Source organism: Actinophytocola sp. (assembly GCF_035712165.1).
Lineage (GTDB): Bacteria > Actinomycetota > Actinomycetes > Mycobacteriales > Pseudonocardiaceae > DASYTH01.
In genome coordinates this window covers 1-19,784 of the sequence record NZ_DASTBH010000386.1, presented here as the reverse complement: position 1 = coordinate 19,784, position 19,784 = coordinate 1, and the positions used below count along the sequence as shown (strand labels likewise).

Here is a 19,784-nt window from a genome sequence, read left to right as displayed (position 1 = left end):
TAAGAGTGCCGCCACCCCCTGTCAATGGCGGCGGAACGCGCCGTGGCGCGTTGCCGACCAGCGCGTCGTCCTTTTCTGGACCCGATCAGGTTTTGCATGAGTTAAGCGGCGGATCCGTGGGTAGGTCTCTGGCGCCGAGCCTTCGACGAGAGGATTGCCGTGGATCCGATGAAGCCAGCCAAGGTCGTCAAGGACGCCTTGGCGAAGGCCGTGGAAAAGGTCGCCGACCTGGTCGACCCGCCGATCCCGGGTGCGCCGGCGAGCCGGCCGGCCCCGGTGGACCCGCCGAGCGAGCCGAGCGAGCCGTTGCCGCCCAAGGCCGACCAGGCCGCTCCGGAGACGGTGAGCCCGACCGGCGCGCCCACCGGGGCACCGGCCCGGGCGTTCGCCCAGCAGGCGGAGTATCTGACCACGGGGCAGGGGGTTCGGCTCTACGACACCGATCACTCGCTCAAGGCCGGTGACCGGGGTCCGGTGCTGCTGGCCGACCACCACCTGCGCGAGAAGGTCATGCACTTCGACCACGAGCGCATCCCGGAGCGGGTGGTGCATGCCCGGGGCGCGGCGGCACACGGCGTGTTCGTCGGGTACGGCACCGCCGAACGGGTCTGCAAGGCCGACTTCCTGGGCAAGGGCACGGAAACCCCGGTGTTCACCCGGTTCTCCACGGTGGTGGGTTCGCGCGGGTCGGCCGACACGGTACGGGACACCCGGGGCTTCGCCACCAAGTTCTACACCCGGCAGGGCACGTTCGACCTGGTGGGCAACAACATTCCGGTCTTCTTCATCCAGGACGGGATCAAGTTCCCGGACATCATCCACGCCGCGAAACCGCACCCGGACCGGGAGATCCCGCAGGCGCAGAGCGCACACGACACCTTCTGGGACTTCGTGTCCACCCACACCGAGGCCACCCACCACGTCATGTGGCAGATGTCCGACCGGGCGATCCCCCGCTCCTACCGGATGATGGAAGGCTTCGGTGTGCACACCTTCCGGCTGGTCAACGCCAAGGGCGAGACCACGCTGGCGAAGTTCCACTGGAAGCCCAAGCTCGGCGTGCACTCGCTGGTCTGGGAGGAGGCGCAGCTGATCGGCGGCGTCGACCCGGACTTCCACCGGCGCGACCTGGCCGACGCGATCGAGTCCGGCGCCTACCCGCAGTGGGAGCTGTGCCTGCAGGTGTTCCCGGACACGCCGGAGCAGACCTTCGAGGGCATCGACCTGCTGGACCCGACCAAGATCGTGCCGGAGGAGCTGGCCCCGGTGCAGCCGGTGGGCATGCTCACCCTCAACCGCAACCCCACGAACTTCTTCGCCGAGACCGAGCAGGTGGCCTTCCACGTCGGCCATCTGGTCCCCGGCATCGACATCACCGACGACCCGCTGCTGGCCGCCCGGTTGTTCTCCTATCTGGACACCCAGCTCACCCGGCTCGGCGGCCCGAACTTCGCGCAGATCCCGATCAACCGGCCGCACGCGCCGGTCAACGACATGTTCCGGGACGGCTTCCACCAGGACGCCGTGCACGCCGGGGTCGCGCCGTACAAGCCGAACACGCTCGACGGCGGCTGCCCGTTCATGGCCGGCGCGGACACCGGCGCCTATGTCGAGGTGCCGCAGCCGGTCGCCGCCGCGACCAGGATCCGGCAGGCTCCGGCCAGCTTCGCCGACCACTACAGCCAACCCCGGCTGTTCTGGAAGAGCCTGTCGGCGATGGAGCGGGAGCATGTCATCCGCGCCTTCACCTTCGAGCTCGGCAAGTGCTACGAGCAGGCCGTCAAGGAACGTGAGCTGCGCGTTTTGGCCAATGTGGACAGTGAGCTGTGCGCCCAGGTGGCCATCGGCCTCGGCCTGCCCGCACCCGAGGCCACCCAGCCGGCCCGCGACCTGCCGGCCAGCCCGGCGCTGTCCCAGATCGGCCAGACCTGGCCGCCCGACGGCCGCGTGATCGGCATCGTCGTCGACCCCGACCACCTCGACGGCGTACGCCAGGTCCGCGAGACGATCCTTGCCGCAGGCCTGGTCCCCCTGCTGATCGCCCCGCACGGCGGCACCCTCGACGGCGGCATCCCCGCGCAGCGCACCTTCCTCACCGCCCGCTCCGTCGAGTTCGACGCCCTGCTGCTGGCCGCCAGCCCGCCACCCGCCCCGGACGCGACGCCCATCCGGGACGCCAAGGCGGGAAAGGGACCCTCCACAGTGGACCCCCGGGTGCTCCTCCTGATCCAGGAGTGCTACCGCCATGCCAAGGCCATCGGCGCCTGGTCCGAGGCCGGCGCCGCACTGACCGCCGCCGGCTATCCCGCCGACGACCCGGGCATCGTCCGCGCCGACGATCCCGCCGAGGTCCTCGAGCAGGTCCTCAAACTCCTCGGCAGCCACCGGGTCTGGCAGCGCTTCGGGGTTCCCGCCTGAGCCGGGGTCACGTTGGTACCTAGGGGTTTTCCGGAAGCTCAGGTCCGGATTTCCGTGCGAAGATCGGGTGTGTGCGCAACTACCGGGCCTACGTTGCCGAGCTGATCGGGACCTTCTTCCTCGTGCTCACGGTCGGCACCGCGGTGCTGTCCCAGAACGCGTTGGCTCCGCTGGGCATCGGCGCGGTTCTGCTGGCGATGGTCTACGCCGGCGGGCACATCTCCGGCGCGCACTACAACCCCGCCGTGACCATCGCCGCGCTCGTGCGGCGCCGGATCTCGGTGACCGACGCCGTCGTCTACTGGGTCGTCCAGATCGTCGCGGGCCTGCTCGCCGGCGGTCTCGCCTACTGGATCGTGAACCCGGCGAACGTCGACACCCTGACCCCGACCGGCCGGGACCTGGCGGTCGCGCTGGTCGTGGAGGCGCTGTTCACCTTCGCGCTGGCGTTCGTGGTGCTCAACGTGGCCACCAGCAAGGATCATCCGGTCAACTCCTTCTACGGCCTGGCCATCGGTTTCACGGTCGCGGCGGGCGCGGTGGCCGTTGGCGGGATCTCCGGCGCGGTGTTCAACCCGGCGGTCGGCCTGGGCGTCGCGGCGGTCGGCCTGATCCACTTCGGCACGATCTGGCTCTATGTCCTGGTCCAACTCGCCGCCGGTGCCGTGGCCGGCCTGGTTTTCCTCACCCTGAACCCGGGTGAGCTGCCCGAGCCCGCACCGCGCGAGGTCCACGCGGACGAGGCCGGCGCCGAGGTCCGGAATCCGGGCTAGGGTGGGGATGCCGGACGTTGGATGGACCAAGGGCGGTTCTCCACGATGAGGGATGCACATCGGCTCGAGCACAGGTCGGCGAACCTGGGCGGCGGCACCGTACTCGCGGCGTGGGAACGGTTCGTGCAGGGCGAGGACCACGTCCCAGGGGTTCGGCCGGAGGTGGCGATCTCCTGGCACCGCTGCCGGGAGATGTATCGCGTCGACCCGCATCTCACCCAGGCTCCGATCGCCGTGGCGGAGTTCGACCATGCGCCGGAACACGATGTCGTGTTCACCGAGCTGGGGTTTCTCGCCGCGTCCGTGGCGCACGAGGTGGGCAACCTCGGCGGCGTCGTCACCGTCACCGATGCCACCGGCCGGATCCTGGCCGAGTGGGGCGACCAGGCCACGCTGGCCAGAGCCACCGACTCCAACCTGGCGCCCTGGTTCTGCTGGTCGGAGTGCGCGGCCGGCACGAACGGCATGGGCACGGCGCTCGAGGCGCACGGCCCGGTCCTGATCCGGGGCGCCGAACACTGGTGCCAGGCGTTCCACAACTGGGTCTGCGCGGGCGTCGCGGTACGGGACGTGGTGACCAGGGAACCCATCGCGGTGCTGAACATCTCCTGCTGGCGCAGCCAACTCCCGGCCGCCGCGGGAAGTTGGCTGGCGAGCGCGGTCACCAAGGCCCAGTACACGCTCCGGCGGCGGGCCCGTAACAGCGGCGCCGAACTGGTCGCGGCGTTCACCCAGGCCCGGCCCCGCTCCGGCGCCGCACTCGCCGCGCTGGACACCGCGGGCAAGGTGGTGATCGCCGACGAGACGGCCAGCCTGCTCATGGGTGTCCCGGCGGCCACTCCGGCGGTGGATCCCACCGTGCGCTGGAAGCCCGGCCTGCCGGAGTTGATCGCGGCCGCCCGGTACGCCAGCCGGCAGGCGGCGCGCAACCCGGACTGGGTCGGCTCCACGCAGATCTTCACCCACCTCGCCGACGAACCGACCACGATCAGCATCCGGCCGGTCTTCCTGTCCGGCCATCTGATCGGGAACCTGGTCGCGTTCGGCGCCTCCGACGGGGCGCAACTGCCGCAGGCGGAGGGTTCCGCGCACGCCCGGCCGCGGCCGCGCCGGGTGGTCGCGATGCGCGACAACCGGATGGTGCTGCTGCGGCTGCCGGAGGTCTGCTTCGCCGAGTCGGACGGCAACGACGTATGGCTGTGCACCGACCAGGGCCGGCTGCGGGCCGCCTCGGCCGGCATGGACCGGTTCGACGACGAGCTCGCGGATGCCGGCTTCCTTCGGGTGCACCGCCGCTACGTGGTCAACCTCAGCCGGATCCGCGAGATCGAGCGCGGGGTCAAGGGCGAGCTGTCGCTGGTCATGGACGACCGGACGATGGTGCCGGTCTCCCGGCGCAACGCCGCCGCCGTGCGGCGCGCGCTGGACATCTGAGTCCCTGGAAGGAAACCCGTGTCTGGCAAGGAGAACACCGGCGGTGGGCTCGGCCTGTCCGCCGACCGGGTGACCGCGCACGGCGGCGCCTCGGCCGGCGGCGCGCGCAACCGCGACTGGTGGCCCCACCAGCTGGACCTGACGATCCTGCGCAGGCACACCGCCGCGAGCGACCCGATGGGCCCGGACTTCGACTACGCCGCGGAGTTCGCCCGGCTCGACCTGGACGCGCTGGCCCGGGACGTCGACGAGGTGCTGACCACGTCACAACCGTGGTGGCCGGCCGACTTCGGGCACTACGGGCCGCTGGTGATCCGGATGGTGTGGCACTGCGCCGGGACGTACCGGGCCGGCGACGGCCGGGGCGGCGCGGCCGCCGGGATGCAGCGCTTCGCGCCGCTGAACAGCTGGCCGGACAACCGAAACCTGGACAAGGCTCGCCGGTTGCTGTGGCCGGTCAAGAAGAAGTACGGCCGGGCGATCTCCTGGGCCGACCTGATGATCTTCGCGGGCAACCGCGCGCTGAGCACGATGGGGTTGCCGGTCCTCGGGTTCGCCGGCGGCCGGGCGGACGTCTGGGAGCCGGACGAGGACGTCTACTGGGGCCCGGAGCGGGCCTGGCTCGGCGACGAGCGGCACAGCGGGGTCCGGGACCTGGCGCAACCGCTGGCCGCCAACCAGTTGGGGCTGATCTACGTCAACCCGGAGGGTCCGAACACCGTCCCGGACCCGCTGACCGCGGCCCGGGACATCCGCACGACGTTCCGGCGCATGGGCATGACCGACGAGGAGACCGTCGCGCTGATCGCCGGCGGGCACACGTTCGGCAAGACCCACGGCGCGGCCGACCCGGAGCGTCACCTCGGCCCCGAACCCGAGGGCGCGGGCCTGGCCGAGCAGGGCCTTGGCTGGCAGAGCCGCTACCGCAGCGGAACCGGCGCCGACACGATCACCAGCGGGCTGGAGGGCACCTGGACGCCCAGCCCGACCAGGTGGGACAACAGCTTCCTGGAGACGCTGTTCGGCTACGAGTGGGATCTGGAGCTCAGCCCGGGCGGGCTGTGGCAGTGGATCCCTCGGGACGGCGGCGGGGCCGGCACCGTGCCGGATGCCCACGACCCGGCGAGGACGCACGCACCGACCATCCTGACCACGGACCTCGCGCTGCGGTTCGACCCCGGCTACGAGCCGATCGCGCGGCGCTTCCTGGCCGATCCGGCCGCGCTGGCGGACGGGTTCGCCCGGGTCTGGTTCAAGCTGACGCACCTCGACCTGGGTCCGATCCAGCGCTACCTCGGCCCGCAGGTCCCGGCGGAGCGGATGCTCTGGCAGGACCCGGTTCCGGCCGTGGACCACGAGTTGGTCGACGCGGCCGGCGTCGCCGCGCTGAAGGCGGCCGTCCTCGGCGCGGGGTTGCCGGTCGCGGCCCTGGTGGGCGCCGCGTGGGCATCCGCCTCGACGTTCCGGATCAGCGACAAGCGCGGCGGGGCCAACGGGGCGCGCATCCGCCTGGAGCCGCAACGCGGCTGGCCGGTCAACGACCCGGACACGCTGGCGGAGGTGCTGCCCGCCCTGGAACGGATCCGGGAGTCCTTCAACGCCGCGCAGACCGGGGACCGGCGGATCTCGTTGGCGGACCTGATCGTGCTCGGCGGTTGCGCCGCGATCGAGCAGGCGGCCCGGGCCGCCGGCCACGAGGTCGAGGTTCCGTTCTCGCCGGGCCGCACGGACGCCGCGCAGGAGTGGACCGACGTGGCGTCCTTCGCGGCGCTCGAACCGACCGCGGACGGGTTCCGCAACTACCTCGGGCCGGGTAACCGGCTCCCGGCCGAACACCTGCTGGTCGACCGGGCGAACCTGCTGAACCTGACGGCACCCGAGATGACCGTGCTGGTGGGCGGTCTGCGGGTGCTGGGCGCGAACTCCGGACGCTCCCCGCTGGGGGTGCTCACCGCCACCCCGGGCGCGCTGACCAACGACTTCTTCGTCAACCTGCTCGACATGGGCACCACCTGGACGGCCGGGCCCGGGGAGCAGACCTTCGAGGGTCGCGACCGCGCAACGGGTGCGCTGCGCTGGACCGCAAGCCGGGTCGACCTCGTGTTCGGCTCGAACTCGCAACTGCGGGCGCTGGCCGAGGTCTACGCGAGCGACGACGCCAAGGCGAAGTTCGTGCACGACTTCGTGGCCGCGTGGCACAAGGTCATGAACCTCGACCGGTACGACCTGGGGTACGAACGGTAGCCGGCGGCGGACGAACGGTATTGCCCGCCGGAACGGGCGGACGCCCTTGTCGGCCCGATTAACCCGGCGTAAAGTGCTACTTAACGGCCATTTTGGCGATTTATGCCCCTGGCCGCGGGAATTAAATTCGATGTCATGTTTTCTTAGGCACGCACAATCGGGAGGTAAAGCCCCGATGACGACCACACAGGAGCGAGCCGACCTACTGGAGCAGCTTGGGTTGAATGCCCAGAACAAGGCCGCACTGGGCCAGGTGCTGGGCACCGGACGCATTGGACGGGCGACCGAGGAGGCCGATGGGCGCATGACGGCGACCATTCGGATCCGGCCCGACGAGATCGCCTGGGATCCCTCGATTCTGGTCATGCCCCACGGGGGTGATATCGAGCTCACGCTCATCAACGATGATTTGAACACGCACTGCGCGCTGCTGCCGAGCAATGGCGACCGGAAATTCATCTGGCTGGTCAACCATTCGAAGGGAAAGGCGACGCTCAACCTCGACGGACCGGGTTACTACTGGTTCAGCTCGCCCACCGGCAACGACGAGGGCCGGGGCCTGACCGGTGCCATCGTCGTGCTGGGCGACGTGCCGCCCGAGGCTCGCCTCGATCGTCCCGACCAGCCGCGGCCCTAGGAGGAGGCAGCAATGACCGTCGAATACGTGGACGCGGGCGAGGCCGTCGACCAGGGCAGGCTGAGCGGCAAGGTCGCCGGGGGCGAGGTCGCCCCGCCGGTGGTGCGCGACGTCGACTACGAACGGATCCGCAACGCCCGATCGGAGCCGCAGAACTGGCTCACCTACTACGGCGCCTACGACGGCCAGCGGTACAGCCCGCTGGACCAGATCAACACGGAGAACGTCAAGCGGCTCGCCCCCGCCTGGGTCTTCCAGGCAGGCGTGAGCGGCTTCATCGCCGGTGCGTCGACCTACTCGTTCGAGGCCGCCCCGATCGTCGTCGACGGGATCATGTTCCTGTCCGGCTGGGACGGCTGGGTCTGGGCGCTGGACGCGAAGACCGGCATCGAGATCTGGCGGTACAAGCACGCGGTTCCGTTCGATGTGTCGCTGTGCTGCGGGAACGTCAACCGCGGGGTCGCCGTCGCGCAGAACAAGGTCTTCTTCGTCACGGCCAACGCGCACGTGCTCGCGCTGGACGCCACCACCGGCAAACGGGTCTGGGACAAGACCTACGGGGACGTGCGGGCCGGCGAGAGCGCCACGGTCGCACCGCTGGTCGTGAAGAACATGGTCATCGTCGGCAGTTCCGGCGGTGAGTTCGGGGTGCGCGGTCACCTCGACGCGTTCGACCTCGAGACCGGCGAGCACCAGTGGCGCTGCTACACGGTTCCCAAGCCCGGCGAGCCCGGCTCGGAGACCTGGCCGTCCGACGGTGAGGCGTGGGCACGCGGCGGCGCGAACTGCTGGATCACCGGCACGTTCGACCCGGAGACCAACCTGCTGTACGTGGGCACCGGCAACCCGGCGCCGGACTTCGACGGCGGCGTCCGCGAGGGCGACAACCTCTACACCGACAGCATCATCGCCGTCGACGTCGACGCCGGTCAGATTCGCTGGCACTACCAGTGCACCCCGCACGACCTGTGGGACTACGACAGCATCGGCGAATGCATCCTGTTCGAGTCGGACGGGCGCAAGCTGCTCGGACACTTCGACAAGAACGGCTACTTCTTCGTCCTGGACCGCACCAACGGCTCGCTGGTGCGGATCACCCCCTTCGTGGACCGGATCACCTGGGGGGCGATCACCAGGGACGGCCAGGTGACGCCCAAGGTCTACCCCGACGAGGAAGGCGTGCCGGTCCACTTCTACCCCGGCCCCGCAGGCGCCAAGGAATGGACGCACGCCGCGTACAGCCCCAGGACCGAGCTCTTCTACGTCCCGGTGCAGGACGTCGGGGCCACGGCCACCCGGCGGCGCCGGGAGTTCAAGGAGAGCATCCCGTACTGGGGCGCCGGGGTTCAGGTGGACATCGAGGAAGCGGTCGGCTACGTCAGCGCGTTCGACGCGGCCGGCGACGAGAAATGGCGCTGGCGCAACGAGCTACCGATGTGCGCCTCGGTGCTGGCCACCGGCGGCGACCTGGTGTTCGCCGGTGAGCCCTCCGGGGAGTTCAACGCGCTCCACGCCCGGACCGGCGAGCAGCTCTGGCAGTTCCAGTGCGGCAGCGGGCACCACAGCAGCCCGACGACCTACCAGGTCGACGGCCGGCAGTACGTCGCCGTGCCGGTCGGCTGGGGCGGTTGGGCCGAGGGGTTCCTGCCCGGCATGCTCGGCGCCGGCCACGGCAGCGCGCTGATCGTTTTCGCTCTGCCGGAGACGACGTAGATAGGAGGTGGATCCATGGAGTCCGCGCTCATCGTGTGGGAGACGCCCGAGTTCGACGAGATCGGCGTCGCGCCCGAGGTGACCATGTACCTCGACCAGCTGGACGAGTAGACCGATGGTCTGGGCGCGGGTGCTGGGCTCGGCTGCGGGGGGTGGCTCCCCGCAATGGAACTGTGGTTGCCCGGTGTGCACCGCGGTCCGCGCCGGGTCCGGCATCCCGCGCACCCAGTCGTCGGTCGCGGTCAGCACCGACCGCGACCGGTGGTTCCTGATCAACGCCTCTCCCGACGTGCGCGGCCAGATCGAGGCGTTCCCCGGCCTGCACCCGCGGGCCGGCCGGACCACGCCGATCGAGGCGGTGCTGCTCACCGACGCCGAACTGGACCACACGCTCGGTCTGCTGCTGTTGCGCGAGGCCCGCGCGCTGCGGTTGTACGCCACGCCCGCGGTGCACCGGACGCTGTGCGACGGCTCGGGACTGTTGCGGACGCTGGAACGCTACTGCGCGGTCGAGTGGCGGGCGGTGGTCCCCGGCGCGGACCTGGCCCTGGCCGGCGGGCTGTCCTGCCGGGCCTTCGAGGTGCCCACCACCAAACGCGACCGGTTCGCGACCGGCGAGGAGTCCGGCCGCGTCGTGGGCTACCGGCTCACCGACGAGCGCAGCGGCGGGACCCTGGTGTACCTGCCGGGCGTGCAGGCGCTCACCCCCGCGGTGTGCGCGGAGCTGCGCGGCTGCCACACCCTGCTGATCGACGGAACCTGCTGGCACGACGACGAACTGGTCCGGCTCGGCCTGGCCGGCAAGACCTCCCGGGAGATGGGTCACCTGCCCATCGACGGGCCGGACGGCAGCCTGGCGCGGCTGCCCGCGCTCGGCGTGCGCCGGACGATCTTCGTACACATGAACAACACCAACCCGGTTCTGCTGGCCGACTCGCCCGAGCGGCGCGTCGTGTCGGACCGCGGCATCGAGGTGGCCATGGACGGTCTCGAGGTGGAGGTGTAGGCGTGACAACGACTATGGACGGTTTCGTCGACACGTTGCGGGCACATTCGCGGCGCTACCACCATCAGCATCCGTTCCACGTCCGGATGAACGCCGGCCGGCTGAGCCACCGGCAGGTACGGGGTTGGGTGGCCAACCGCTTCTACTACCAGGAGAACATCCCGCGCAAGGACGCGGCGATCCTGGCCAACTGCCCGGATCTCGACGTCCGGCGGCGCTGGATCCGGCGGATCACCGACCACGACGGCCAACATCCCGGCGAGGGCGGCATCGAGGCGTGGCTGCGCCTCGGCGAGGCGGCCGGGCTGACCCGCGACGAGATCACCGACCACCGGCACCTGGTTCCCGGCGTGCGGTTCGCCGTCGACGCCTACGTGAACTTCACCCGGACCCGGCCGTGGGTGGAGGCGGTGGCCTCCTCGCTCACCGAGATGTTCGCGCCGGACCTGATGGCCGAGCGGCTGGCCGCGTTCGAGCTGTGGTACCCGTGGATCGACCCGGCCGGCCTCGCGTACTTCCGCGCCCGCCTCGACCAGGCGCCCCGCGACTGTGCGCACGCCCTCGAGGTCGTCACCGCGCACTGCACCTCCGCCGAGTCCCAGGCGCGCGCCGTCGAGGCCCTGTCGTTCAAGTGCGACGTCCTGTGGAGCCTGATGGACGCCATCGACGCGGCCTACCCGGAGTGACCACAATGGACTCGACGCCGGCGCGGCCCCGGCTGGCCCGCCATGTTCGGCTCACCTTCTGCCGGATCCGGCAGCGGCCGATCCTGCAACTGCCCGAGACGGTGGTGGTGTTGAACGGAACCGGCGCGGCCATCCTCGAGCTCTGCGACGGGCGGCACACCGTGCCGGAGATCGTGGCCACGCTCGGCGCGCGCTACCAGAACGTCCCGGGCGACGAGGTCCAGCGGTTCCTGACCGGGCTGACCGCCCGGCGCTGTGTGGAGCTCTGACTCATGGACAGACCCTTCGGGTTGCTTGCCGAGCTGACCTACCGCTGCCCGCTGGCCTGCTCGTACTGCTCCAACCCGGTGAACCTGGCCGGCTACACCGACGAGCTCGGCACCGGCGAGTGGCAGCGGGTGCTGGCCGAGGCCGCCGACCTGGGGGTGCTGCAGTGCCACCTCTCCGGCGGGGAACCCTTGCTGCGCAAGGATCTGGTGGACATCGTGACCCGGGCGCACGACCTCGGCCTCTACACCAACCTGGTGACCAGTGCCCTGGGGCTGTCCCGGCGCACGGCCGAGCGGTTGCGCACCGCCGGCCTGGACCACGTGCAGGTGAGCATCCAGGATGCCGAACCGGCGGCCTCCGACCGGATCGCCGGCGTCCCGTCCTTCGCGCGCAAGATCGAGGCGATGGGCGTGGTCAAGGAGCTGGGCTGGCCGCTGACCGTGAACGTGGTGCTGCACCGGCACAACATCGACCGGGTCGCCGAGGTGCTGGCGCTGGCCGAGGAGGTGGGCGCGGACCGGGTGGAGCTGGCCAACACCCAGTACTACGGGTGGGCCTGGCGCAACCGGGACGCGCTGTTGCCCAGCCGGGCCCAGCTCGAGGCGGCCGAGGCCGTCGTGCGGGCCGCCCGCGAGCGGCTGCGGGACCGGATCGCCGTCAGCTACGTCGTTCCCGACTACTACAGCCGCTATCCCAAGCCCTGCATGGGTGGCTGGGCCGCCCGGCAGCTCACCGTCACGCCGAACGGCGACGTGCTGCCCTGCCCGGCCGCCCAGTCGCTGCCGTTGCCGCGGGCCAGTGTGCGCGACGAGCCGCTGGACCGGATCTGGTCGGACGCGCCGGTGATGACCGCGTTCCGGGGCACCGGCTGGATGCCGGACCCGTGCCGGACCTGCGCCCGCCGGGAGCTGGACTTCGGCGGGTGCCGCTGCCAGGCGTTCCAGCTCACCGGCGATGCGGCCCGCACCGACCCGGTCTGCCACCTGGCGCCCGACCACGACCTGGTGGTCCGGGCGGTCGAGGCGGCCAACGCCGGCCCGCGGGACCTTCCGCTGGTCCCCCGCCCGCACCAGGTTCGCGCTAACCGCCGAACACCAACGGAAGCGCCGCGGCCGCGATGATCAGGGTCACCCCGCTCACCAGATCCGGGCGGATCCGGACCAGGCGCGCCGCCGCCCGGCCGAGCCGCAGCCCGACCAGGGACAGCACCGCCGTCATGGTCCCGAAAACGGCGGCCGAGAACCACGGTGAGAGACCGAGGATGCCCAGGCTCGCCCCGGCGAACAGGTTGTCCAGGCTCAACGTCAGCGGAATGCCGAACAGCGCCCACGGGTGGTCCAACTCGTCCGGCTCAGGATTGCGCAGCGCCGAAATGACGAGATACAGGCCGTACCCGCCGAGCGCCACCGCGCCCACCAGTTCGCCGATATCGCCGACGAACTCCCCGACCTGGCGACCGATCAGCAGTCCGACCAGCGGCATGACCGCATCCCACAACCCGAACACCAACGCGACCTGCACTGCCCGCCGCAGTCCGAACGGGACGGTGCCGAGCGCGATGGACACCCGGAAGTTGTCCAGGCTGAGCACGAACCCGAGGAACAGCACTTCCCAGCTCATGATGACGCATCCGCCATAGTTTCAATGATATCCCAGGCGACCTCCGAAATACACTAGCGAGCCATTCCGGCGGTTATCCGAACAATGGCGTCGCGCAATTCAGCGCGCCTTTTCCGGTCATTTCCAGGTCATGTCGAGCTGGCGCTCGAAGGTGACGTAGCCGGCCGCGGCGAACGCCGCCGCCATCGGCTGGTTGCCGACGTCGGTGGCCGCGCGGATCCGCGGGACGTCCTGCGCGGCGAGCAGGCCGGTGCCCGCCGCGAGCACGTCGTGGATGTAGCCCCGGCCGCGATGTGCCGGTACCACACCGATGTAGGCGATCACCGGGTTGTAGCCGTTGTGCGCGGGGATCACGAACCCGACCGGTTCGCCGTCCGGTAGCGTCGCGATCCGCCACCAGTCCCGCGGGCTGGTGTAGCGCTCGAACTCGTCGCGGTACTGCTCCCGGGCGGCCTGGTCGGGGGTCAGCCGGGTCAGGTCGGCGCGGCTGTGGGCGTCGAGCGTGCCGTCCAGCACGAGCGTCATCAGCGCGATGAGCTCCTCCGGGTCGCGCACGGGCCGGAAGTTCAGGCGCCCGCTCGGTTCGGGAACGGGGGTGCCGGCTCGCCACTCCAGGCGCAGCCGTTCGACGAACAGCCGGGCGCCCACCCGTTCCAGGGCGTCCATCCGGCCCTCGACCGCCTGCCGGGTGGGGTGGTCGCGCCAGTCCGGTGCGACGAACTGGAGGTACTCCGGGGGTGTCGCACCGGCCGGGACCACCGCCGGCAGCGCGGCCTTCAGCAACCGCACCCCGTCATCGACGCCGTCGGTGTCGAAGATGTCCATTATCAACGGATGCGCGTCGCCGGGCCGCGACCACCAGCCGGCGCGGGCCACCACGCGGTCGCCGCGCAGGGCCAGCCACAGCCATTCCGGGCGGCGGCGTCCGGCCGCCAGGTCGGCGCCGACCTCGTCGTTGAGCACGTTCGGCCGGTTGTTGAACAGGTCCAGCTCATCAGGCCCGGTGATCGGGCGCAGGGTCAGGTCATGCTGATGCAGCGTCAAGGCATTCTCCGTCTGACGGCGCCCTGCCCGCTCCTCGGATCAGCTCAGCTGGCCACCCGGGAGAGCACGAGCGCGGTGTGCATGGCGTACATGGCAGCGCCCTCCTTTCTCCGCGTAGGGTCCAGACCCCGGATTTCTATGCGGTCTGCCCCCGGCCCGCAACCCAATTAGCCGGAACTGCCGCCATTCGGGTGAGCGCGGCGTGTCAAGCTGGACAATAGTGTGGCGATCGTGCCTGCGATCACTACCACACCTGTGTGGGACGCCGCGGCGCTCGATCCCGACGGTCGCACCATGGACGCCTGGCTCGGCGCCGCCTCGAGGTTCGTCGCATCGTTCGTCGCGGGGCTCGACGAGGCGCCGGCCATCGGTCCGGAGCTTCCCGCCGACGTCGCGACCTGGCTGTCCATGCCGCCGCCGGAGCGGTCCGGGCGGTTCGACGACCTGCTGGCCACCTTCGGCGAGGCGGCCAGCTATGCCTACGAGACGGCCGGACCTCGGCACTTCGCCTACATTCCCGGTGGTGGCCTGGTCGCCTCCGCGGTCGCCGAGCTGCTCGCCCGCACGGTCAACCGCTACACCGCGATGGCCCAGATCGCGCCCGGCCTGGTGGCCCTGGAGCACGGGGTGCTGCGCTGGCTGTGCTCGGAGTTCGGCCTGCCGCCCGGTTCCGGCGGCCTGATCACGACCGGGGCCTCGATGGCGACCCTGTCGGTGGTGGTCGCCGCCCGCCACCAGCGGCTGGGCCCGGAGTTCTCCGACGGCACGATCTACCTCACCGAGCACACCAACCACTGTGTGGCCAAGGCCGCCAAGATCGCCGGCATCCGGCCGGACCGGCTGCGGATCGTGCCCACCACGCCGCAGCTGCGGATGGATGTCGCCGCGGCGGCCCGCATGATCGGCGCCGACCGGGCCGCCGGCCTGCGGCCGTTCCTCATCGTCGGCACCGCCGGCAGCACCGACACCGGCACCGTGGACCCGCTGGTCGAACTGGCGACCCTGGCCCGCAGGGCGGGTCTGTGGCTGCACGTCGACGCCGCCTACGGCGGGTTCTTCCAACTCACCCGCCGCGGCCGGGAGCGGCTGGTGGGCATCGCCAGCGCCGACTCGGTCACCCTCGACCCGCACAAGGGCCTGTTCCTCCCGCACGGCACCGGCGTGCTGCTGGTGCGCGACCCGGCGACCCTGCGCGCCGCGCATGTCGAGGACGCCCATTACCTACCGGAGGCGCCCGACCCCGGTGCGCTGCCGAGCTACGCCGACCTCGGCATCGAACTGACCCGCGAGTACCGCGGCCTGCGCCTGTGGCTGCCGCTGCACCTGCACGGCGTGGCCGCGTTCCGGGCCGCCCTGGACGAGAAGCTCGACCTCGCCCAGCACGCTTACGAGGTGCTGAGCCGCACGCCCGGCCTGCACGTCCCGTGGGTCCCGGAACTGTCCACAGTGGCGTTCCGGGACGTCGCCGGAAACCAGGCCACCCTGCGGCTGCTGGACCGCATCCACGCCACCCGCCGGATCTTCCTGTCCAGCACCAGAATCCGCAACCAACACCTGCTACGCATGTGCGTGCTGAGCCACCGCTCCCGGGTCGAACACGTCAACGACGCCCTGGACACCATCCGCTCCGCCGCCCGAACGGCTCCGCCGCTGTCCTGATTTCGGCTGGAGGTTCGGCGAGATCACCTCCGACCGCCCGTCCAAGGGCACCTCGGTCGCCGAACTCCTGGACCTCGTCCACGCCGAGCACCGCCTCAACCCCAACAGACCCTGTCTGTTCGCAACGTCCTGGCTGCCGTTCAGCTCCGCCCGTCCGCGGCGAGGGTGTCGATCCACCGTTCCAGGTGGCGCACCTGGCCGGTCATGACGGCGGGGTCGCGCAGCGCGTTGGCCAGCAGGGCCCCACCCTGGATCCCGGCGAACAGACTGATCGCCAGCTGACGGGCGTTGCGCGCGCCCAGCAGGCGGATCTGGGTCCCCACCCAGTCCAGGATCTGCCGGATCGGCTGGGCCCCGTCGGTGTCGAGACCGTCGTCGCGGCGGTCGAGCTCGGTGGCGAGGGTGCCGATCGGGCAGCCGTGGCGGGCAATGACCTCGCGCATCGCCTCCCAGCGCCGCACCAGGGCCTTGAGCCGCTCGGCCGGCCGGGGCAGCGCGTCGAGCTCGGTGAGCAGCGCCGTCACCTGGCCGGCCTGCGTGTCGACCACGGCCTTGACCAGGTCGTCCTTGGTCTTGAAGTAGTAGTAGACGTTTCCGGGGGGCACGCCGGCGACCTGGGCGATGTCGGCCAGCGTGGTGGCGGCGATCCCCTTGCGGTGCAGCAGGTCGGCCGCGCCGGCGACGAGTCGCTCGCGCTTGCCGCCGCGGGAAAGAGGTGAGTCGGTCATCTCACTCAAACCCTAGCCCGGCCGGGTCCGGCCTGCTAGCGTCGAAGTTAGTAAGTCAACTAACTAAGGAGTGTGCATGAACGGTCTCTCGCCCTACGGACCCTGGGCCGTCATCACCGGAGCCTCGTCCGGCATCGGAGCGGCCTTCGCCGAACAGTGCGCCGCCGGCGGGGTGAACGTCGTGCTGGCCGCGCGGTCCACCGACCGGCTGGCCGGCCTGGGCCGCCGGCTCACCGACTCGCACGGCGTGGAGCACCGGCTCGTCACGGTCGACCTGACCGGGGCCGGCGGTGCGGCCGACCTTCTCGCCGACACGGCCGATCTCGACGTCGGGCTGCTGGTCTCCAACGCCGGCCACGGAAATCCCGGCCGGTTCCTCGACCAGGAGCTGACCGACCTGCACCGCAGGCTCACACTGAACACCGTGAGCCACCTGGAGTTGGCCTACGGCTTCGGGCACCGCTTCGTCGCGCGCGGCGGCGGCGCCATGGTCCTGGTCGCCGCACTCGGCGCCGCGCACGGCATGCCGAACATGGCCCACGAGGGCGCCTCGAAGGCCTACGTCCACAGCCTCGGAGTGGCGCTGCACCACGAACTGCGCGGCGCCGGCATCAAGGTCACCGTCATGCTGCCCGGCAACGTCGACACGCCGGCCATCGACCGGCTCGGCGTGGACCGGGCCAGCCTGCCGATCCGGCCACTCCCGGCGGCGACCGCGGTCCGGCAGACCGTGCGGGCCCTGCGCGCCGGGCGGTCGACGGTCGTGCCCGACCGCCGGCTGCGCGCCCTGGTCCGGCTCACGCCGGGCCGCGTCTCGGTCGCGATGAACGGCCGGATGCTCGGTCAGGCCGCCGCCAACCTGGCCCGGCGGAAGGAGACCGTCAGGTGACCGCGAGGTCGCGCGTGGCGAACCGGGTCACGTACCAGTGCGCGACGGCGAGGTGCAGCACCCAGGTCAACCACTGCAGCGAGTCGTAGATGACCGCCGGGCTGATCAGCGGGGCGAGGTGCGGCGCGGCGACCCAGAGTCCGGCGTTCATGGGGATCACGAGGGTCAGCGCGATGCTGTAGGCCATCCACTGCCGGTGCTTGGCGTACTGGTGTTTGCGAGCGGCCCGCCAGGCGACCATGGTGGCGGCCAGCCAGACCATGCCCCAGAAGAAGTCCGCGGTGTTCGTCGGCTCGCCCATCGCGAACAGCAGCCCGACCAGCATGATCGAGCACGGCAGCACACCGGCGAACACGTAGGCGCGACCGTTCCACCTGTGCAGGCGCGGATACCGCCGCCGCATTCCCGGCCAGAGCTGCAGGAGTGCGGTGACCATTGTCAGAATGCCGAACGATCCGTGCAACATCCGCACCGCCGGGACGTCCGGATCGACGAACTTCGGTATGAAGTGCGGCAACATGAAGCTGAGATGCAGCACCGCGCCCGCGGTGATCAACACCACCCCGACGGCCGGCCACGCCCAGGTTCGATGCGTGGCCGGCCGGGGGAATCCCGTCGGTGGCGGGGTGTTGAGCAGTTGTTCGGTCGACACAAGCGGACCTCCTGTTTGCCGGACATGCGAGGAGAAAGACGCCGGCCCCAGGTGATCAATTACCACGTTCGACCGACTACGCATCGGGCATTCGAAGGTTCGCATGCTGCCGGACGGCGCAGCGTCTTTTTCCGTGCGTAGCAGGAATTTCCGCACAACCGGCGATCAGAGATAGCCGAACACCGGTGGGAACACGAGGACAACGACCCAGGCCCAACCCGCGTAGACCGGGAGATAGTTGGTCTGCCAGCGTTCGAGTGCGGCGAACGGGGTGGTCCGGCGCACCAGACCCAGCAGCAGCCAGGCCGACCAGGCGAGGTTGGCCAGCAGGATCACGTTCTCGCCGAGCGCCGCCGCCTTGTTCGGGGTGGTGCCGAACTCGGTGATCCGGCCGATGATCTCCAGCAACACCAACACATCGATCGCCAACGCACTGACCACGAGGGCGAGTTGGAGCTTGTCGAACAGGCCGGGCGGAGCCAGCGGGTCGCGGGCCGAGATGGTGTAGAGCAGCAACGCCAGCACCACGACCAGCAGCATGTCGAACAGGATCAGCGCGTCCCGCTCCACCTCGATGCCGCCGCTGGTAACCCCTACGGCGACAAGGAAAGCCAGCAGTGCCGCGGTGAACAGCGGGGTGAACAGCCGGGTCAGCACCGGGGCGATGTTCTCCACGACGCTCTGCTTGGCTTCCACCAGCCAGCCGGCCACCACCACGGCGGCCACGGCGCCGCAGGGCAGCAGCCAGTTCGCGATGAAGATCTCCGGCGAGACGCCGATGGCCTCGAACGTCCCGTACATGAAGGCGATCAGCACCCCGCCGCCCAGCGCGATGAGGACGTAGTAGACGAACCATTCCCCGGTGAAGCGGATGAAATCCATGCGGCGGCGCGGGGAGCGCAGCTCATCGGACACATAGGACAGTCCGACCACGAACCACAGCGCGATCGGAAGGTGGATGGTGGTCAGCACCACCGACTGCGAGTTCTCGGCCAGCGGGTACACGTTGGCCGCGACCGCGCCCAGGGCGAACAACCCGACCAGTGTCGCGATCACCGCCGGGCCGGCCTGCCGGCGCCAGGCCAGGAACGCGGCCAGCCAGGGCAACGCGAACAGGCCGGCGTTGGGCGCGTAGAAGGCGCCGTCCGCTTCGAAGCTCAGCCCGAACAGAGCCGGCACCTTGATCGACAGTGCCGCACCGAGCGCGCAGCCGATCATCACCAGCAGCTCCCGGCGCGACCGGGGCGGCGCCGCCGGGCTGTCCGGTTCGCCGGTCAGCACCAGCTGTTTCCACAGCCGTTCCGAGTGCTCCCGGGCGAACTCCCGGGACAGGTCGTCCAGGCTGCCCATGCGCTTGACCGCGACCAGGAACGCCTCGTCGGCGTGCAGGCCGCGCGCGACCAGGTCGTCGACCGAACCGCGCAGGTGGTCCTCGAGCTCGTCGGCGTCCGCGGCCGCCAGCTCCGGGCGCTGCCGCACGTAGTGCCGCCACTGTTCGAACTGGACCTCCAGCTCGTCCTGACGTTCGGTCATGCGAGTCCCCCCAAAAGAATCGAGGTCATCGGCCGGGAGTCGCCGGGACCGTGCCAAATTTCCTTGAGCGCGCCGACCACGGTGTCCCATTGGCGACGCTGTTCGGCCAGTTCGGCCACGCCGCTACGGGTGATCCGGTAGTACTTGCGCCGCCGCTCCCCCGCGACCGCCTGCCAGTTCGACTCCACGTAGCCGAGGCGCTCGAGCCGGTGCAGCAGCGGGTAGAGCAGCCCCTCGGTCCAGTCCAGCTCACCCCCGGACAGCTCGTTGATCCGGCGCAGGATGGCGTAGCCGTAGCTGTCCCCACCAGCGAGGATGCCCAGCACCATCGGCGTCGCCGAGGCGGCGACAAGATCCTTGGTGACCCTCACCTGACCTCCAATACCCTAGTACCGCGATGCATAGTAGTACTAGGTATTAGGCCGGGCAACGGCACCCCCCGGACGGCCGGCTCGACCCGGACAAGCAGAACCAGGGT

At 70.5% G+C, this 19,784-nt stretch carries 19 protein-coding genes; 13 read left to right on the top strand and 6 right to left on the bottom strand.

Translation table 11 applies throughout. The features are described from left to right. Nucleotides 1-168: 168 nt before the first annotated feature. From VFO68_RS21375 to pqqE, 11 genes are all read left to right on the top strand, one after another. Nucleotides 169-2,418, top strand: coding sequence for a catalase (locus VFO68_RS21375; protein WP_325160121.1), 2,250 nt, complete (start codon nucleotides 169-171; stop codon nucleotides 2,416-2,418). Between the two features lie 71 nt (nucleotides 2,419-2,489). Continuing rightward, nucleotides 2,490-3,191 (top strand): MIP/aquaporin family protein, encoded by a 702-nt coding sequence (locus VFO68_RS21370; RefSeq protein WP_325160120.1) that lies wholly within the window; start codon nucleotides 2,490-2,492, stop codon nucleotides 3,189-3,191. A 45-nt stretch (nucleotides 3,192-3,236) separates the two neighbouring features. Further along, nucleotides 3,237-4,625: a DNA-binding protein gene (locus tag VFO68_RS21365; protein WP_325160119.1), complete on the top strand. Its 1,389-nt coding sequence runs from the start codon at nucleotides 3,237-3,239 to the stop codon at nucleotides 4,623-4,625. Between the two features lie 18 nt (nucleotides 4,626-4,643). After that, nucleotides 4,644-6,869, top strand: coding sequence for a catalase/peroxidase HPI (katG, locus tag VFO68_RS21360; RefSeq protein WP_414635541.1), 2,226 nt, complete (start codon nucleotides 4,644-4,646; stop codon nucleotides 6,867-6,869). A gap of 175 nt (nucleotides 6,870-7,044) precedes the next feature. Continuing rightward, nucleotides 7,045-7,506, top strand: coding sequence for an MSMEG_3727 family PQQ-associated protein (locus tag VFO68_RS21355; protein ID WP_325160118.1), 462 nt, complete (start codon nucleotides 7,045-7,047; stop codon nucleotides 7,504-7,506). Between the two features lie 12 nt (nucleotides 7,507-7,518). Further along, nucleotides 7,519-9,219: a PQQ-dependent dehydrogenase, methanol/ethanol family gene (locus VFO68_RS21350; RefSeq protein ID WP_325160117.1), complete on the top strand. Its 1,701-nt coding sequence runs from the start codon at nucleotides 7,519-7,521 to the stop codon at nucleotides 9,217-9,219. Between the two features lie 15 nt (nucleotides 9,220-9,234). After that, nucleotides 9,235-9,330, top strand: coding sequence for a pyrroloquinoline quinone precursor peptide PqqA (pqqA, locus tag VFO68_RS21345; RefSeq protein WP_325160116.1), 96 nt, complete (start codon nucleotides 9,235-9,237; stop codon nucleotides 9,328-9,330). 4 nt (nucleotides 9,331-9,334) lie between these two features. Next, complete coding sequence (gene pqqB, locus VFO68_RS21340) at nucleotides 9,335-10,225, top strand: pyrroloquinoline quinone biosynthesis protein PqqB (protein WP_325160115.1); 891 nt, start codon at nucleotides 9,335-9,337, stop codon at nucleotides 10,223-10,225. A gap of 14 nt (nucleotides 10,226-10,239) precedes the next feature. Then, the gene (pqqC, locus tag VFO68_RS21335) at nucleotides 10,240-10,911 is read left to right on the top strand and encodes a pyrroloquinoline-quinone synthase PqqC (protein WP_325160132.1); all 672 of its coding nucleotides are present in this window, start codon (nucleotides 10,240-10,242) and stop codon (nucleotides 10,909-10,911) included. 5 nt (nucleotides 10,912-10,916) lie between these two features. Next, the gene (pqqD, locus tag VFO68_RS21330; protein ID WP_325160131.1) at nucleotides 10,917-11,180 is read left to right on the top strand and encodes a pyrroloquinoline quinone biosynthesis peptide chaperone PqqD; all 264 of its coding nucleotides are present in this window, start codon (nucleotides 10,917-10,919) and stop codon (nucleotides 11,178-11,180) included. A gap of 3 nt (nucleotides 11,181-11,183) precedes the next feature. Then, the gene (gene pqqE / locus VFO68_RS21325; RefSeq protein WP_325160114.1) at nucleotides 11,184-12,302 is read left to right on the top strand and encodes a pyrroloquinoline quinone biosynthesis protein PqqE; all 1,119 of its coding nucleotides are present in this window, start codon (nucleotides 11,184-11,186) and stop codon (nucleotides 12,300-12,302) included. Here pqqE and VFO68_RS21320 read toward each other — a convergent pair. Both VFO68_RS21320 and VFO68_RS21315 read right to left on the bottom strand, forming a co-directional pair. Then, complete coding sequence (locus VFO68_RS21320) at nucleotides 12,262-12,801, bottom strand: manganese efflux pump MntP family protein (protein ID WP_325160113.1); 540 nt, start codon at nucleotides 12,799-12,801, stop codon at nucleotides 12,262-12,264. The two genes, pqqE and VFO68_RS21320, sit on opposite strands and share 41 nt — an antisense overlap. 117 nt (nucleotides 12,802-12,918) lie before the next feature. Continuing rightward, entirely contained in the window at nucleotides 12,919-13,845 is a 927-nt protein-coding gene (locus VFO68_RS21315; RefSeq protein WP_325160112.1) for a GNAT family N-acetyltransferase, read from the bottom strand. A 231-nt stretch (nucleotides 13,846-14,076) separates the two neighbouring features. Here VFO68_RS21315 and VFO68_RS21310 point away from each other — a divergent pair, with 231 nt between their 5' ends. Beyond that, nucleotides 14,077-15,504 (top strand): pyridoxal phosphate-dependent decarboxylase family protein, encoded by a 1,428-nt coding sequence (locus VFO68_RS21310; protein ID WP_325160111.1) that lies wholly within the window; start codon nucleotides 14,077-14,079, stop codon nucleotides 15,502-15,504. A gap of 140 nt (nucleotides 15,505-15,644) precedes the next feature. Here VFO68_RS21310 and VFO68_RS21305 read toward each other — a convergent pair whose 3' ends face one another. Continuing rightward, nucleotides 15,645-16,232 carry a TetR/AcrR family transcriptional regulator gene (locus VFO68_RS21305; RefSeq protein WP_325160110.1) on the bottom strand — a complete coding sequence of 196 codons (588 nt, stop codon included), beginning with the start codon at nucleotides 16,230-16,232 and terminating at the stop codon, nucleotides 15,645-15,647. A 76-nt stretch (nucleotides 16,233-16,308) separates the two neighbouring features. On the opposite strand from VFO68_RS21305, the gene VFO68_RS21300 reads away from it, so the two are divergent. Next, entirely contained in the window at nucleotides 16,309-17,121 is an 813-nt protein-coding gene (locus VFO68_RS21300) for an SDR family NAD(P)-dependent oxidoreductase (RefSeq protein ID WP_325160109.1), read from the top strand. On the opposite strand, the gene VFO68_RS21295 is transcribed toward VFO68_RS21300, so the two are convergent. From VFO68_RS21295 to VFO68_RS21285, 3 genes are all read right to left on the bottom strand, one after another. Continuing rightward, a complete protein-coding gene (locus VFO68_RS21295; RefSeq protein ID WP_325160108.1) occupies nucleotides 17,114-17,773 on the bottom strand; it encodes a DUF2306 domain-containing protein in 660 nt (219 codons plus the stop codon). The two genes, VFO68_RS21300 and VFO68_RS21295, sit on opposite strands and share 8 nt — an antisense overlap. 165 nt (nucleotides 17,774-17,938) lie before the next feature. Then, nucleotides 17,939-19,306, bottom strand: coding sequence for a permease prefix domain 1-containing protein (locus VFO68_RS21290; RefSeq protein WP_325160107.1), 1,368 nt, complete (start codon nucleotides 19,304-19,306; stop codon nucleotides 17,939-17,941). Then, complete coding sequence (locus VFO68_RS21285; RefSeq protein ID WP_325160106.1) at nucleotides 19,303-19,677, bottom strand: PadR family transcriptional regulator; 375 nt, start codon at nucleotides 19,675-19,677, stop codon at nucleotides 19,303-19,305. Before VFO68_RS21285 ends, VFO68_RS21290 begins: the two co-directional genes overlap by 4 nt. Nucleotides 19,678-19,784 lie beyond the last annotated feature (107 nt).